The sequence below is a fragment of the Streptomyces sp. NPDC007808 genome, from assembly GCF_042868655.1.
Lineage (GTDB): Bacteria > Actinomycetota > Actinomycetes > Streptomycetales > Streptomycetaceae > Streptomyces.
Map to the genome: position 1 here is coordinate 159,949 of NZ_JBIAEQ010000011.1, position 14,541 is coordinate 174,489.

At 71.2% G+C, this 14,541-nt stretch carries 15 protein-coding genes and 1 pseudogene; 7 read left to right on the forward strand and 9 right to left on the reverse strand.

Going from position 1 to position 14,541, the window contains the following annotated elements; all coding sequences use genetic code 11:
* Nucleotides 1-225: 225 nt before the first annotated feature.
* The 3 genes from ACFYNL_RS35585 (at nucleotide 226) to ACFYNL_RS35595 (ending at nucleotide 2,193) form a co-directional block, all read left to right on the forward strand.
* Complete coding sequence (locus ACFYNL_RS35585; RefSeq protein WP_388811692.1) at nucleotides 226-654, forward strand: ATP-binding protein; 429 nt, start codon at nucleotides 226-228, stop codon at nucleotides 652-654.
* 42 nt (nucleotides 655-696) lie between these two features.
* Nucleotides 697-1,062, forward strand: a complete 366-nt coding sequence (locus ACFYNL_RS35590) for a hypothetical protein (RefSeq protein WP_388811207.1) — start codon at nucleotides 697-699, stop codon at nucleotides 1,060-1,062.
* Nucleotides 1,063-1,299: 237 nt separating this feature from the next.
* The gene (locus ACFYNL_RS35595; protein ID WP_388811209.1) at nucleotides 1,300-2,193 is read left to right on the forward strand and encodes an alpha/beta hydrolase; all 894 of its coding nucleotides are present in this window, start codon (nucleotides 1,300-1,302) and stop codon (nucleotides 2,191-2,193) included.
* Nucleotides 2,194-2,457: 264 nt separating this feature from the next.
* Here the strand turns inward: ACFYNL_RS35595 and ACFYNL_RS35600 are convergent, their stop codons facing one another.
* The gene (locus ACFYNL_RS35600) at nucleotides 2,458-3,267 is read right to left on the reverse strand and encodes a DUF4397 domain-containing protein (RefSeq protein ID WP_388811212.1); all 810 of its coding nucleotides are present in this window, start codon (nucleotides 3,265-3,267) and stop codon (nucleotides 2,458-2,460) included.
* Nucleotides 3,268-3,713: 446 nt separating this feature from the next.
* Here ACFYNL_RS35600 and ACFYNL_RS35605 point away from each other — a divergent pair, with 446 nt between their 5' ends.
* Together ACFYNL_RS35605 and ACFYNL_RS35610 are read left to right on the forward strand one after the other, a co-directional pair.
* The gene (locus ACFYNL_RS35605; RefSeq protein WP_388811214.1) at nucleotides 3,714-4,625 is read left to right on the forward strand and encodes a helix-turn-helix domain-containing protein; all 912 of its coding nucleotides are present in this window, start codon (nucleotides 3,714-3,716) and stop codon (nucleotides 4,623-4,625) included.
* 125 nt (nucleotides 4,626-4,750) lie between these two features.
* The gene (locus tag ACFYNL_RS35610; RefSeq protein WP_388811217.1) at nucleotides 4,751-5,044 is read left to right on the forward strand and encodes a hypothetical protein; all 294 of its coding nucleotides are present in this window, start codon (nucleotides 4,751-4,753) and stop codon (nucleotides 5,042-5,044) included.
* Between the two features lie 132 nt (nucleotides 5,045-5,176).
* On the opposite strand, the pseudogene ACFYNL_RS35615 reads toward ACFYNL_RS35610, so the two are convergent.
* The 8 genes and pseudogenes from ACFYNL_RS35615 to ACFYNL_RS35650 all read right to left on the reverse strand — a co-directional run.
* Nucleotides 5,177-5,341 (reverse strand): annotated as a pseudogene (locus ACFYNL_RS35615) (VapC toxin family PIN domain ribonuclease); the annotation flags it as partial.
* 24 nt (nucleotides 5,342-5,365) lie between these two features.
* The gene (locus tag ACFYNL_RS35620) at nucleotides 5,366-5,941 is read right to left on the reverse strand and encodes a hypothetical protein (RefSeq protein WP_388811218.1); all 576 of its coding nucleotides are present in this window, start codon (nucleotides 5,939-5,941) and stop codon (nucleotides 5,366-5,368) included.
* Nucleotides 5,938-7,332 (reverse strand): hypothetical protein, encoded by a 1,395-nt coding sequence (locus ACFYNL_RS35625; protein WP_388811220.1) that lies wholly within the window; start codon nucleotides 7,330-7,332, stop codon nucleotides 5,938-5,940. Before ACFYNL_RS35625 ends, ACFYNL_RS35620 begins: the two co-directional genes overlap by 4 nt.
* Entirely contained in the window at nucleotides 7,329-8,138 is an 810-nt protein-coding gene (locus ACFYNL_RS35630) for an ABC transporter ATP-binding protein (protein ID WP_388811222.1), read from the reverse strand. The genes ACFYNL_RS35625 and ACFYNL_RS35630 overlap by 4 nt, the downstream gene beginning before the upstream one ends.
* 20 nt (nucleotides 8,139-8,158) lie before the next feature.
* Nucleotides 8,159-8,977 (reverse strand): zf-HC2 domain-containing protein, encoded by an 819-nt coding sequence (locus tag ACFYNL_RS35635; protein ID WP_388811224.1) that lies wholly within the window; start codon nucleotides 8,975-8,977, stop codon nucleotides 8,159-8,161.
* Nucleotides 8,974-9,477, reverse strand: coding sequence for an RNA polymerase sigma factor (locus ACFYNL_RS35640; RefSeq protein WP_388811695.1), 504 nt, complete (start codon nucleotides 9,475-9,477; stop codon nucleotides 8,974-8,976). The genes ACFYNL_RS35635 and ACFYNL_RS35640 overlap by 4 nt, the downstream gene beginning before the upstream one ends.
* Nucleotides 9,478-9,723: 246 nt before the next feature.
* Nucleotides 9,724-11,472 (reverse strand): sensor histidine kinase, encoded by a 1,749-nt coding sequence (locus ACFYNL_RS35645; RefSeq protein ID WP_388811698.1) that lies wholly within the window; start codon nucleotides 11,470-11,472, stop codon nucleotides 9,724-9,726.
* 71 nt (nucleotides 11,473-11,543) lie between these two features.
* A complete protein-coding gene (locus ACFYNL_RS35650) occupies nucleotides 11,544-12,221 on the reverse strand; it encodes a response regulator (protein ID WP_388811700.1) in 678 nt (225 codons plus the stop codon).
* Nucleotides 12,222-12,390: 169 nt separating this feature from the next.
* Here ACFYNL_RS35650 and ACFYNL_RS35655 point away from each other — a divergent pair, with 169 nt between their 5' ends.
* Nucleotides 12,391-13,200 carry a hypothetical protein gene (locus tag ACFYNL_RS35655; RefSeq protein WP_388811226.1) on the forward strand — a complete coding sequence of 270 codons (810 nt, stop codon included), beginning with the start codon at nucleotides 12,391-12,393 and terminating at the stop codon, nucleotides 13,198-13,200.
* A 313-nt stretch (nucleotides 13,201-13,513) separates the two neighbouring features.
* Nucleotides 13,514-14,413: a response regulator transcription factor gene (locus ACFYNL_RS35660; RefSeq protein WP_388811229.1), complete on the forward strand. Its 900-nt coding sequence runs from the start codon at nucleotides 13,514-13,516 to the stop codon at nucleotides 14,411-14,413.
* Nucleotides 14,414-14,541: the final 128 nt, after the last annotated feature.

Below are 14,541 nucleotides of genomic sequence, written 5' to 3' on the forward strand. Positions count from 1 at the left end.
CGCGCCCCGGACGGCGGGTCCGTCCGGGGCATGCCGGACCGTGTCACCCGAAACCGCGGCGCGGGCCGGGTCACGTTGTTCGTCGAGTTCGTCGAGTTCGTCGAGACACCCGTCCGCGGCGGTCACGAGCGTGAAGTCCGTCGTGTGCATGTCTGTTGAGGCCGGCCCCGGGTACTCGGAGCGTGCACCGGTTCGTGTGTGGACGCAGAAGAGGTGGTCGGGGCCGTGACGGTGAAGGCGATGGGGTGGGCGCACTCTTTCCCCATGTCCCAGGGAGTGCGCGCGGGGCGGCAGTGGACACGAGCGCGGGTGGAGTCCCTGCCATGGGCCGCTTCCGAGCCGAACACGGTGGACTCCATCGTGCTGGCGGTGTCCGAGCTGATCACCAACGCGCACGTCCACGCGCACAGCGACGCCTATCTCGTCCTCACCTGGGACGGCGACTGCCTGCGCGTGAGCGTCCACGACGAGGACCCGACGCTGCCGCGTCGGCGCGAACCCGAGCCGGGGGCGGTCTCCGGCCGCGGAGTGGGCATCGTGCAGAAGCTCGCCGATGAGTGGGGGGTCCGATGCCAGCGGCACGGGAAGACGGTCACGGCGTGCTTTCGTCCCGCAGATGCCGACACCAACCGGCCTGACTCCAGCAGCAGTTGACTCCCGTTCACCGGTGCAGCACGTTCCTGGAGGAGAATGGCCGTGAACCTGGCACGAGCGTCGAGCGATGAAGATCCGTACGTCTGGCTCTGGGCCCTGGGCAGTCTCGCGCTGTATGCACTGTTGAGCTACGCGCTGGCCTACCGGACTCGCGCCCGGCGTGGTTCCGCACATCCGGCCCATGACGCGCTGCACGACCTCAAGGACCGGGAGGATCCCCAGCCGCCGGAACACCGCTTCGTCAGCCGCGTGATCATGCTGGGCGGAGCGGGGCTCACCGGTCTCGTCGCCTTGTCGACCAGCGGCGTCGCGCGAGTCCTTGCGGTCGGGCTCACCGCCGTGGTGGCGGTGACCGCATGGGCGTACTACGACCATCGCACGCAAGGGCGCGCCTCCGCGCGGCGATGACGCCGGATTCGATCGTGGGCGCGTACTGACGCGCAGCCCCCACGGGGGCGCTGCGGATCCGCCTGGGTGGACCTGACCCGTTCCCGCCGCCGACCGGTGCCCACTTCCCCCCGCGCCCCGGAGGGGGTCTCCCCGCATGCGGCGATGAGTTCATGTCCTCCTCATTGCGCTGTGCGAGAGGAGCAGTCATCATCAGGAATCCTGATACTTTAATGTTGTAGCGATTGGGGTTCCGTCATGCCGTTCAGCCCTGCGTTCCGGGCCAGAGGGGTCCAGCTCCTGCTCGGCCGCATGATGTCCCGCGTACACAAGGACCTGCGCTTCACCGACATCCCGACGCGCACCGAAGTCCTCCGCGTGGAGACCGGCGCAGGACCCGTGACCTGCACCGTCTTCCACCCGCCGGCCCAGAGTGGAACCGCCGCTCCCGTGTACGTCAACTTCCACGGTGGAGGCTTCGTGGTCGCTCGCCCGGAACAGGACGACCACATCTGCCGCTACATAGCGGCCACGGCCGGCTGCGTGGTGATCAACGTCGACTATGCCGTCGCCCCGCAACGGCAGTTCCCCGTGCCGGTCACCCAGGCCTACGACGTCACGGCATGGGCCGCCGCGAACGGCCCGGCGGGCGGCTGGGACGGTACGCGACTCGCCGTGGGCGGGCACAGCGCCGGGGCCAACCTGACCGCGGCGGTCTGCCGCCTGGCCCGGGACCGGGGCACCTTCGCGCCCCGGCTCCAGATCATCGACTCCGCGCCGCTGGACCAACTCGCCGACCCGGCCACCAAGCAGTCCCTCATCGCCAAGCCGCTGCTCACCCCACAGCTCATGCGGATCTTCACCGCTGCCTACGTCCCGGACCCGGCCGACCGCGCGCATCCCCTCGTCTCGCCCGCGCTGGCCGACGACCTCGCCGGACTGCCGCCCGCCCTGGTCATCACCGCGGAGAACGACCGCCTGCGGGACGAGGGCGACGCCTACGCCAAGGCGCTGGATGCCGCGGGCGTACCGGTCACCCACCGTGTCTTCGAGGGCGTCGACCACTACTTCACGCACACCGGCCCGGTGGCGCAGGCGAAGGAGGCCCTCCAGCTGATGGCCACCACGCTGCGTACCGCACTCAGTCCCTGACGCCTGCCACCAGCGGGAACGAGGGGTTACGAGGCGCTGCGGGCGCCGGATCCGCACCGGGCCGCGCTCAGCAGGCGGGGTGTGTCCTCGTCGAGCGGCGGCTCGCCGGTGGGCGACGGCGCGGGGCGGATGACCGTCGGCCGAAGTCCGCGGCGGACGAGCGGCTCCCGCCGGGTGGCACGAGCACCGGCCCCGCGGTCACGGAGGCCGCCAGCGGCGCTGTCACCACTGTGCGGCCTCCGGAACCGCGGGGCCGGTCCGGTGTCAGACACGGCTGCGGGTCACCGCGCGGCGAGCGGTGAGCGCGCCGGTGAGGGCGAGAAGGCCGCCTCCTGCTGTGTAGACCGTCCAGTTGTCGCTGTTGTTGGTCGTTCCGGCGCTCGCGCCCGAGGGCGCCGAGTCACCGGTCAGCGTCTGCACCTTCAGGGCGAGGTTCTTGTCCTGAGCGCTGCCCCAGGCGTAGACGATGTTGCTGCTCCCTTCGGCGAGTTCGAGGTCGGCGGGCCCGATGACCACCTCGTCGGTGCCGGCCAGCACGACATCCGCCGAGAGAGCGCCGGCGTTCACTTCGGCGGTGTCCTCCTTGGGGTTCTCCAGCCCCGTGAACACCGGCTGGCCGCCCGCCCTGACATCGACGGCCGGTGCGGCCGCGACATGACGAACGGTGAGTCGGGCCTTGCCGGCCGCCACCTTCGCGGTGTCGTTGACGAAGGCGTCCAGCTGCGGCTGGCCGTCGGCGTTCAGGTGGGCCACGACGGTCGCGTTGCTCCCCGCGGGGACCTCGACCGTCTTCTCGATGGCAGGCTCACCCTTCGGATCCGCCCCCGCTTCGAAGACCTTGAGGTCGTACGAGCCGGCGGGCAGGGCCTGGGGCTCGGTCAGTGTGCCTGGCTTGAAATCGGGAAGCAGTTCGTCACCGTTGGCGTACACATCGACCGTGAGGCCGGGGACTGCGTGGAATACGGAGACCATGGCCTGGTCGTCGTCGGCAGCGGCCGCGGCGCCGGCGCCGCTCAATGCGAGCGCGAACACGCCGAGGGAGGCCGTTGCGACCAGGGGGAGCCGAGAGTTCATGACTGTTGTCCCTTCGAACCGCTCACTTCCGGCGAGTGAGTTCACATGGTCTTCCTCGGGTGTCGCGAGAAAGGATGCAGGTTTTTTCCATAAGCCCGCATGCCTGGGCGAGGCTGGCGCGGGTGGGGAGGAACAGGGTTCGCCATTTCGATGTGTGAACGATGCGGGCGGCGATCGCGCACGGTGGAGGAGGCCGGAGGCCGGAGGCAGGGGTGCCCGGTGACCTCATGGCCTCCTCGGGCGTGCGGCGTCCGCTCACCCGTGGTCCGGCGTCCGTCGTCCGCTGACCGGCGCGCCCGTACGCATCGGGTCGGCGAGTGCCGCCTCGCCGGCTGAGGTGGACCGACTCGCGCACCGGGCCGACGCGGCTCGGCGCGCTCCGACTCATGTGCCGAATGTCCGGTCTCACCGCAGACAGCCGTGCTCGCCGACTGGACCGTGGGGGCATGGAGGCCTACGTACCGTGCCGTATCAGTGGGGGAGAAGGCTGGGAACTGGCCTGGAGGCCGCCCGACGCCCGGCTGCGGCCCGGGGTGCTGAGCTACCGCGGGTATCACATGCGACTGGGACGGCCGCGGAGCCGTCTGGAGCTGCCGACCGGGACCGTCACGCTCCTCTTCAGCTTTGAGGGACGCCTGCTTCTCACCGAACTGTCCCGCGGTGGCGGCGCCGCCACCGCGGGACCGTCCTCGGCGGCCACCGGGTACTCCTCGCTGGTCTCGGCAGTGCGGCCATGGGCGACGATCGGCCGTCATGACGGCCACCTCAGCGGCATCGAGGTCGTGCTGGAGCCGTGGGCGGCCTTCAACCTCCTCGGTGTCGCCATGCACGAATGGGCCGAGCAGGTCGTCGACCCGTGCCTGCTCACCGGCGAGCGCATGACCGCGGCGAACGACGCCCTCGCCGCGATGCGGTGCTGGGAGGAGCGCTTCGCGTTCCTGGACGAGACGCTCATACGGTGGGGGGCCGGTGGGCCGGCGTGCTCGGCCCGGGTGGTCTGGGCATGGCGGGAGCTGTGCCGCACGTCCGGTGACGTCCCGATCCGTCGTCTCGCCGAGCGCACCGGGTGGAGCTGGCGGCAGTTCGAGCACCGGTTTCGCGAGCAGATCGGTGCGACGGCGAAGACATCGGCACGGATCATGCGTCTGCGCAGGGCCCTGAAGATGCTTGAGGCCGGTCGGGACATGCCGCGGACCGCCATGGCTTGCGGCTTCTCCGACCAGTCCCACCTGACCCGGGAGATCCGCGCCATGACCGGTCTCACCGGTTCGCAACTGACCGCCGCACGGGGGAAGAGCGGTGAAGGGCCGCCCGCCGCGGACCGGGTGAGTGGTCAGGTGAGCAGTGTGCTGGTCTGACGGCACGAGGGGGGAGGGGCACGCGAAACCGGCCAGAGGGCGCCGCCCGCGTATTTCTTCAAGACGGTGCGAGGTCGGGGTGAGGAGGATGACGGTGATCTGCAGGCGTACAGAAGGGGACTGACATGCGCATTGCTGCGGCACTCACCGCGGTCGCTTTGTCCGGAGCGCTCGCCGGAGCCGGCCTCGCCGGCACGGCGAACGCCGCACCGAGCGACGGAGCGGGCGCCCTGGCGTGCTCGACGACGAAGATCAGCAGCAAGACGGCGCGCGGATGGTGCTCGGCCGGCTCGGCCTGGCGCGTCGGGGTGAAGTGCACGGACGGCAAGCACTACTACAGCGGCTGGGAGACCGACGCCCGCTACCAGTACGCCACCTGCGGCGCCGGCACGATCACCCACTACTGGATCGACCGCTGACCGGGCCGACGGCTCCCGGCCCGCCGAACCACCAGCAGGCCCGCGCTCGCGCGGGCCTGCTGCCGTGTGTCGTACGGACCGGCGTGGCAGGGGGACGTCGCCCGTCCACCCCACGTGCGCGCCGACGGGAGGTCATGTGCCGACTGCCGGGCCGTACCGCTGGAGGGCCTGGCCGGTGACGGCGGCGATGCACTCGAAGTCCCGGTCGCCGTACAGGAGGGCCAGTCCCTGCAACTCGGCCGCGGCGGGCCCCACCGGTGGACCGCAACCCGGAATGCCTCTGGTCCGATGTCGTCCGTCCCGATCCGGGGCCCGGACCGGCTACCGTCTCGGTCCCGCGAGGGCGTAGGCCGTGGTGCCGACGACCGTGAGGGCCAGGGCCGTCCAGGTGCCGGCTGCCGTGCCGGGTGGCAGCAGCATCCAGGTCGCCACCTGCATCGGCGTACTCGTGGCGGGTGGGGCGAAGAACGAGAAGGAGAGCCAGGTGAACGGCAGCGTCCATGCGTACTGGCCGCCCCAGAGCGCCGCGCCCAACGCGACCAGACCCATCAGGCCCGCACTGTCCCGCACGACGAACGCGGTGGTGGTCATGCCCGTGCCCATGGACTGCACGGCCAGCAGCACCGTGCCGACGACCGTGCCGGCGAGCAGGACGTGCGCCGCCCTGCGGGGCACCCAGCGGATCGCGGCCGTCCGGTCCAGCGCGAGGTCCTGCCCGCTGAGCCCTATCGAGGCCGCCATCGCCCCCGCGGCGAGGACGAGCACGGGCCACCGCGGATCCCCAGGCCCCTCGCCGGCGCCCCGGGCGAGTGCCCACACCGCGACCGTGCTGATCACGACCGCGGCGAGCGACGCCGGCACCTGCCGCGAGCGCGCGTACAGCGTCAGCCATCTCACCGGGACGCACCGCCCTTCAACGCGTCGAACGCGTCGCCCTCGCAGGAGAGCGCCGCGGTGCGCATCGCGTTGATCCGCGAGAGCTGTTCGGCCCGCGGCAGGGCTTCGAGTTCCTTCCACACCGGGCGGGTCTCGGCGTCGACCTGGCGGCGCAAACCCGCGGCCTCTGTGCCGGGTAGGGACCTGAGGTCCCCGAGGACCCAGCCCACCGCGACGGTCTGCGCGAACTCGTCTCCCCCGAAGCTGCTCCAGCCGACGGGGGCGCACCCCGGCACCATGCCTTTGGCGACCAGAGCCCAGGTCAGTTCCTCGCCCTTCGCGGCGGCGATGATGTCGTCGTCGAACTCGAAGAGCACGGTGTCGCGGGACCACCGCGGTGTGGAGCCCTCCGGCAGTACGGCGGTGTTCTCCCGGACCGAGACCGGCGCCTGGCCGCCCAGGGCACGGTGCAGCAGGCGCAGCGCCTCCTTGCCGGGTTCCGCCAGGTCGGCGAGTCGCGCCTGATGCGTCCTGGCCACGCACACGGGGCCGTCGCACACCAGTTCCGCGGCGGCCTTGTCGACGACATGGATGCGGCGCGGGTCGGAGGGGAGGACGAGCAGGGCGAGCGTCGCGCCCGCCAGGACGGGGGCCAGGGCCAGCAGCCGGGCCCTCGCGGTCGCGGCGACCAGCAGCGCGAAGCCGGTCGCGGCCATCCCGAGCAGCCAGATGGTCTGCCCGACGTGTACGGAGGCGGAGAGGGTGACGAGTGCGTCGCGCACCTCCACCGTCGGCGACAGCAGGGAGACCCGGTTGGGCTCCGTGCTCGTGATCCCCGCAGCCGTGGTCGTCTCCGTCCGGCCCAGCGACATGTGCATGAGGGCCGTGAAGACGAAGGCGACCATGGTGAGCGCGGGCGGGGTGAGCACGGACGGCACGGCCCGCCCGGCCCCCATGCCCAGCAGCGCACCCGCGACGAGGAAGAGTGCCCCCACCGACGAGATGGGCAGCCACCCGAGGTGGGTGTACTCGGTGTCGGCGAGCACCTGGACCCCGCCCACGAGGACGAGGAGAGCGAAGGACGAGGCCAGCGTGATGGCCGTCGCGCCCGCCTGCGTGGCAGCGCGGTGCCGGCCGGGCCTCGGTGTGCTCGTCAGCAGTTCGGACATCTTGGAGCGGTGGTCGCGCAGGCCCTGCAGCGCCCCCAACCCCACGGCGAGCGGCCACAGGTAGAACAGCAGGCCGCGGGTCCACAGGGCCAGGGACGTCCACTGGGCCGTCCACGCCGCGGTGCCGTTCCACCACGCGCCGTTCACCGCGTACAGGAACGCCAGCGCGCTCACCAGGACCACGGCGCCGGCCCACGGGGCGACGGAGCGCCTCAGCTCGATGCGCAGGACACGAAGGTTCACCAAGTACCCCTTTGCTGCCCGGGGTTGAGAAGCATGGCCGTGTAGCCGCGCTCCAGCGGGCTGTCACCCTCGTGCTCCGGGCCGCCCACCGAGGCCAGTTCGTCCGGCGGGCCCTGGAAGACCAGCCGGCCCTCGGCGAAGAGGATCACGTCGGTGCAGGCGGCGGCGACGTCTTCGACCAGGTGGGTCGAGACGACCACGCAGGTGTCCGTACCCAACTCCTGCAGCAGCTCGCGAAAGCGCAACCGCTGCGCCGGGTCCAGGCCGACCGTCGGTTCGTCGAGCAGCAGGATCGGCGGATCGTTGACGATGGACTGAGCGATGCCCACCCGCCGCACCATGCCGCCCGACAGTGTCTTCATCCGTGAATCGGCGCGGTCCGCCAGGCCCACCCGCTCCACGGCACGCTGCACCGCCGCCGGTATGTCCGCCTTGGGCACCTCCTTCAGCCATGCCATGTACTCGACGAACTCGCGCACGGTGAAGCGCTTGTAGTAGCCGAACTCCTGCGGCAGATACCCGATCCGACGGCGCAGCGCACGGTGTTCGCCCCTGCCGTCGACGGACTCGCCGAGCAGCTCCAGGCTGCCCTCGGTGGGGCGCAGCACGGTGGCCAGCGCGCGGATGAGGGTGGTCTTGCCCGCCCCGTTGGGGCCGAGGAGGCCGTGCACACCGGTGCCCAACGACAGGTCGAGCCCGTCGACGGCCATCCGTTTCCTGCCGACCCTGACCTTCAGCCCGGTGGCCCGGATCTGCCAGGCGTAGGTCGTCGGTGCGAGGTCGGCCGCGCTCACCGCGGGCATCATGTGAGGGTCCTTTCCGATGGTCAACGATGGGCTCCCAGCACGGAGTACGCGCCTCTGCGGGCGATCACGACACCGATGCCGAGGGTGAGGATCAGTCCCCAGACGGGCAGGCCGCCCGTCTGCAGGGCGAAGGACGTGCGGCTGGTGGCCAGGGTCGGCACCACGACCACGGCGGCCCACACGGCGGCCAGGGCGACGGCGGCGCGGGTCACACCGACGACACCGCCGAGGGCCAGGGTCGTCGAGGTGAAGGCCAGACAGGGCAGCAGCCACTGGGCGGCCGTCACCCCCGTCACCCAGCCGGCGACGAACAGAGCGGGGACGATCACGGCGAGCACGGACGCCGTGCGTCGTAGCACCAGGTGGAGCCCGGCCCTGGGCACCGACGCCGTCAGCTCGTACGCCGGGTCCAGGCCGCGCGACCACGACGCCGCGACGCCGAGCACCGGCAGGACCGGGGCGAGCAGCAGCACCAGCGACACCTCGCCGAAGCCCGTGCCGACCAGGTCGAGAAGCAGCGCGAGCAGGGTCACGCTCACGGCCATGGCCAGCCACGGCACCATCGTGGGCGTCAGCCCGCTCGACAGCCGCGCCGACCGGTGCCGTCGGTGCGGCACCGGGGCGGAGGCGGCCAGCCGGGGTTCGAGCTCGGACCACACGGCGCCCACCAGCGCCGTCACGGCCGGCGCCTGCACAGAGGCGGCCGCCGCCAGTCGGTCACGGCAGAACCGGCATGCCTCAAGATGGGCCTCCACGGCCCACACCTCGTCGGCGGCGAGGTCCGTGCCGCCGCGCGCGTAACCGTCGATGATCCGCATCGACGCGTGCTCCACTCTCATGTCAGCGCCTTCCGCATCGCGATCCGTGCCCTGCGGGCACGGGTCTTGACCGTGCCCTCGGGCAGCCCGAGCAGGAGCGCGGTCTCCCGGACGGACAGCCCGTCGAGGACCATGGCCTGCAATACCTGCCTGAGTTCAGGTGCCAGGCGCCGCAGCGCGTCACCGACGTCCCCGCCGACGGTCACCGCGAGCGCCTCCTCCTCGGCGGCGGGCGCCGCGTCGGCGAGAGCGGCGGCCGCCGGCGGCTCGGCATGGTGGGCCCTGCGCCGGAAGGCGTCGACGAGGCGGCGGGCCGCGATCGTCCACAGCCATCCGACGGCCGTCCCGCCCACCGCGGCCCCCGCGAACGCGCCGGCCGCGCGCCACACCGCGAGATACGTCTCCTGCATGACCTCGGCGACGATGTGCTCGTCGGCACAGCGACGGCGCAGCCGCACCGCCAGCCACGGCGCGGTGCGCCGGTACAGCTCCTCGAACGCCGCGCGGTCACCGCTGGCCACCAGCTGGACGAGACGCTCCTCGTCCAGCTCGCCCGGCACCTTCCTGACTGATCTCACACCCGCTAGACGCCGGGCCCTCGCGGCCGGTTTTCCTCACCGAGTGATCCCCGTCACATGTCGGCCGTGCCCGCCCCGCCGACGACCGTGCAGCCCGCTGAGTTCGAGCCGCCCTCGATGCACGGCCTGGTGAGCACCATGCCGGTGGGGGACCGCCGTACACCTTCCCTGGTCGGCGCGCGCAGCGGTTCAGGTGATGTGCGGGGTGTGCCGGGCCCGGGGCAGCCTGATCGTGAACACGCAGCCCTTGCCGGGCTCGCTGTCGACGGTGACCGTTCCCCCGTGCGCCTCGACGAACTGGCGGACGATGGACAGGCCCAGGCCGCTGCCGCCGGTACGTCGGCTGCGGGACTTCTCGGCTCGCCAGAAGCGCTCGAAGACGTGCGGGAGGTCTTCGGCGGCGATCCCGCTGCCCGTGTCCCGGACGGACAGGACGGCCACGTCTCCGGCTCGACGGGCGATGAGGGTGACCGTGCCGCCCGCCGGGGTGTGCCGGAGCGCGTTGGACGTCAGGTTGCCCAGGACCTGACGCATCCTCACCGGGTCGGCGTCCAGGACGATCCCGGAGTCGATGCGGGCGCACAGCCGGACCCCCGAGGACTCGGCCCGGGTGCGGTGGGCCGACACCGTCCGGTTCACGAGGTCGTGCGCGTGTACGGGTTCGCGGTGCAGTGCCAGGGTGCCCGCGTCGGCGGCGGCGAGGTCCTGCAGATCGTCGACGATGTGCTGCAGGAGCAGCGCCTCGTCGTGCAGGGAGGCGATGAGGTCCGGATCAGGTTCGAGCAGCCCGTCGCGGGTGACCTCCAGCCACCCGCGGATATTGGTCAGCGGGGTCCGCAGTTCGTGGGCGATGTCGCTGACCATGGCCTTGCGTTGGGCCTCCATCTGTTCGCGGCGCGCGGTGAGTTCGTTGAAGGCGGCCGCCAGGTAGCCGGTCTCGTCCTTGGTGGTGACCGCGACGCGGGTGTGCCGCTGCGGCGGCTGCCGGGCCGCGGCCGTCAGGGCCTGCAGGGGACGGACGAGGCGGACCGCGACCACCGTGGTCATGGCGACGGTGGTCACGAGAACCAGCCCCGCAACGCCGACGATCTTGGCCTTGTTGGCGGGGGAGAGGTCGAAGCCCACGGGCTGTCGGCCGAGGGCGCCCAGATACAGGCTCGCTCTGGGGGCGACGTACGGGTCGAGTTGGGTGCGGCGCGCGTCCTCGACACAACTCTGCGTCTGCCGACTGCCGCCTTGCCGGCGTCCGGAGTCCTGGGCCGCGGCGGTGAAGCCAGGGGTGACATCGATTCCCATCCCGGCCAGTGGGTTGGCGGCCCGTTTCTTCTCGCCGTCGAGGGTCAGACAGGGAACGGTCAGAGCGATGAGTTCGTCCAGGGCTTCCTTCTCGGTGCGGGTCGGGGTGTTGAGCGCTCCGTCCGCGCACTTCGGGGGCACGTATGCCGCTCCGCCCTCGACGATGACCATGGTGCGGCCGCTGGGAAGCTGCTGGAGGCTGCCGTCGCCCAGGTGGGTGCGCACGCACGCCAGACGCTTCTCGGCGAGCACTTTCACCCGTGCCCGTTCTGCCGCCGGGAGCCGGTACGGCCCCGCCGCCCGCGGGTCGATCCCGGCGAGTTGGGCGCCCGGTTCCGTGTAGGTGTCGGTGTTCAGCGGGTCGATGGTGGCCGAGGCGCGGGCGGGCAGGGCGGTGCCGCGGGCGGCGGAGTCGGCGATGACGTCTCCGGCCTCCGTCGTCAGGGCGATGCGCCGTCCCATGGTGCGCGAGAGGTCGCGTACCGAGGGCTGCACGCCGTCCCAGTCGGCATGGGTCGCGGCGAAGCCGCTGAGCTGCCGCAGGATGTCGGTGTCGTCGGAGAGCACCTGACCGCGCTCTTCCTGGATGGCTCGCTTGGTGGTCTGCACGGCCAGCCACGCGGTGGCGCCCACGGAAACCATGGCGATGGCGATGGAGGTGAGAAGCAGCCGTACCAGCAGGCTCTTGCGCCAGGGTATGCGGGGGCCGGGTGTCACGGCTGCTGCCCGCTGAGCTTGTAGCCCACACCGAAGACGGTCAGCAGCCGGACGGGTCTGCGCGGGTCGTCCTCGATCTTCTTGCGCAGGTTCATGATGTGTACGTCGATGGCGCGCTCGGTGGAGGCGCGGTCGTGGCCCCGGGTGTGCTGCAGCAGTTGACGGCGTGAGAAGACCCGGTCGGGTGCCTCGGTCATGGCGTGCAGGATGGCGAACTCGCCGGGAGTGCAGGGCACGGGGACGCCGTCGCAGGTGACCTCGTGCCGTTCGGGATCGACGGTGATGCCGCCGACGTGGAGCACGGGCGAGTCGGCCGCGGGGCGCTGGGTGCGGCGCAGCACCGTGCGGATGCGGGCCAGGAGCTCCCGTGGGCTGTACGGCTTGGTCATGTAGTCGTCCGCGCCGGTCTCCAGGCCGAGCAGTACGTCGTCCTCGGTGGAGCGGGCGGTCAGCATCAGGACGGGGATGTCCCCGTTCTGCCGCAGCACACGGCACACGCCGAGACCGTCGATCCCGGGCAGCATCAGGTCCAGGACGACCAGGTCGGGCCGACGGCTCGCGGCCTCGTCGATCGCGGCCCGCCCGTCGGCGACCACGACAGGGGTGTGACCCTCCCGAAGCAGCAGCCGCCGTATCAGCTCGGCCTGCATGGGGTCGTCTTCCGCGACCAGAATATGTGCGCCCACGCGCCCGACTCTAAGCGCGCGTGGCCGCTCTCCAGGAGCCATTGCGGGGCTTCCCACACCCTGACGACTTCCTGACAAGCGTGCCGGCCGGCCGGCGCTCCGGATCCTCGGTCCGAAGCTGACGAGTTCCTCACACGCCTCCTCCAGCATGACGATCATGGCTTCATCAACGCGTCGTTTCGGGATACCGGCGGCCGCCGGCCTGGCCCTGGTCCTCATGCTCGCCGGATGTGGCGGAGCGGGGGCGGGTGGCAGGACGGCCCACGCCGACCGGTCGGCGGCCGCCCGCACGCAGGAGGGACCGGGACCGGCCACCGAGTCCGTCGTCTCCCGTACGGCCCGGGCCAGGCCCGGGCCGGCGCCCTCGGACAGCGCCGGCCCCGCGCGGCTGCCGGGCCTCGGGCCCCGGACGCTGGCCCAAATCCCCGACAGCGCACGCCAGGTCGTCCTTGTCACCGGCCGGGACAAGAACTCCTCGACGTCGCAGGTGGTGCTGTATCGGCACACGGAGGCGGGCTGGGAACCGGGAGCCACCTGGCCGGCCCACAACGCACTCAGAGGCTGGACCGACGACCACCGTGTCGGTGATCTCCGCTCGCCCATCGGCGTGTTCGCGCTCACCGACGCCGGCGGGCTGCTCGCCGATCCCGGGACCAGGCTGCCGTACGACCAAGGGCGCGGATTCACCATCAACGGCACGGGCTTCGAAGGCGAGCCGCTCGCGGGGTCCTTCGACTATGTCGTGGCGATCAACTACAACCGCCGGCCCGGCACCTCACCCCTCGACTGGACCCGCCCGCTCGGCGCGGACAAGGGCGGCGGCATCTGGCTGCACGTCGACCACGGTGGGCCGACGCAAGGCTGCGTGAGCGTGGCGAAGCGGCACATGAGGGAGCTGCTGCGCACCCTCGATCCCGCCCTGCACCCGGTGGTCGTCATGGGGGATGCCGCGTCTCTCGCACGCTGAAGCGGGCGCCGAGGGACGATGCGGGAGGACGCCTCATAAGCCGAGGCGCTCGCCAAGTACCGGACGACAACTGATGGTCCGCACGGACGTGTCGTGATCACCGATGTGCGGGCAGGGCGAATCGCCGTCGCAGCCATGGCAACCGATGCGACGCCGGTGAGGGACGGGCACGTGTACGTCGAGAGCCTGACCCGCTCGAACGAGAGCACCTTCGGCGGTCCCGTGCGGCTCGGGGCTCTGCAGGGGCGGGAGCTCTGGATGTCGCAGGACTCCGGCCCCGTCAGCAGGACCGGGTGGATCCGGGAAATCGCGCATGCTCCCCGAACTCGATCCACAGGTCCTGAACATGGCTCGCCTCTGCCGTGGCCATGGTGGCGAGTTGTCGGTCTGGCGAAGGATCTGTCGCGCGGTGGATGCTGCCGCTGTGGCGGACTTCTCACAGCGCGAGTACCGACGGATGCTCGATCTGGCGGTCGCGGTCCTGGAGAGCAAGGACCCTGAGGCCATGTGGCACATGGTGGGGCAGGAAGTACTGGAGATACTGCATGCCACCACCACCATCTTCGTCGAGTTGCGCTGGCGGGAGAGAACGGGGCGGGCTGAGGGGTGGGCGCCCGAGTGGGTGGGCGGCACTCCGCTTGCCGACCTCGTTGGAAGGCGGATGCGGCAGGAACACCCGCTGTTCCTCTACACCTCCAGCGGGCAGCGTGCTCCGATCACCGTGGACGAAGTAGCCGAGCGTTCAGAGTGGTTGAGGTCGGACTGCTACAACGAGGCGCATGAGATATTCGGGACCACGCGGCAGATGGCCCTTCCCCTGCTGACGACGAGTAATGTGGTGCGCGGCTTCATCATGGGGCGGCCCGGACAGAACTTCAGCGCGCGCGAGGTGGCTCTCGCCGCAGGCATTCAGCCCCTGCTTCATGGTGTGGACAGCCACCTCCGGGAAATTCGGCGACTGCGTCACGATCACGGTACAGACGGTGCTGAACCCGACCCGCGGCACCGTGCCGCAGAGATCGGCATCACGCCACGCGAACTGACCGTGCTCGCGCTCCTGGCCGAGGGACTGACCGCCGCTGCCATCGCTCGCCGTCTGGGTATTTCGACCCGCACGGTCAACACCCACCTGGAGAGGATCTACCGCAAATTGGGCACCAAAGACCGGCTGACCACTGTCCTGGTTGCCCGGAACCTGGGCCTGTGCAGGTGAGACGGGCGTAGGCAAGGGCCGGCTCGCACGGTGATAGGCGCAGGTGCCCGCTCCCCCCTTTTTTTGGCGGAGCGTCGCCCTGACTGGCCCGTGCCTGTGGCGGCATCGGGAATTCTTCCGATGGCAGC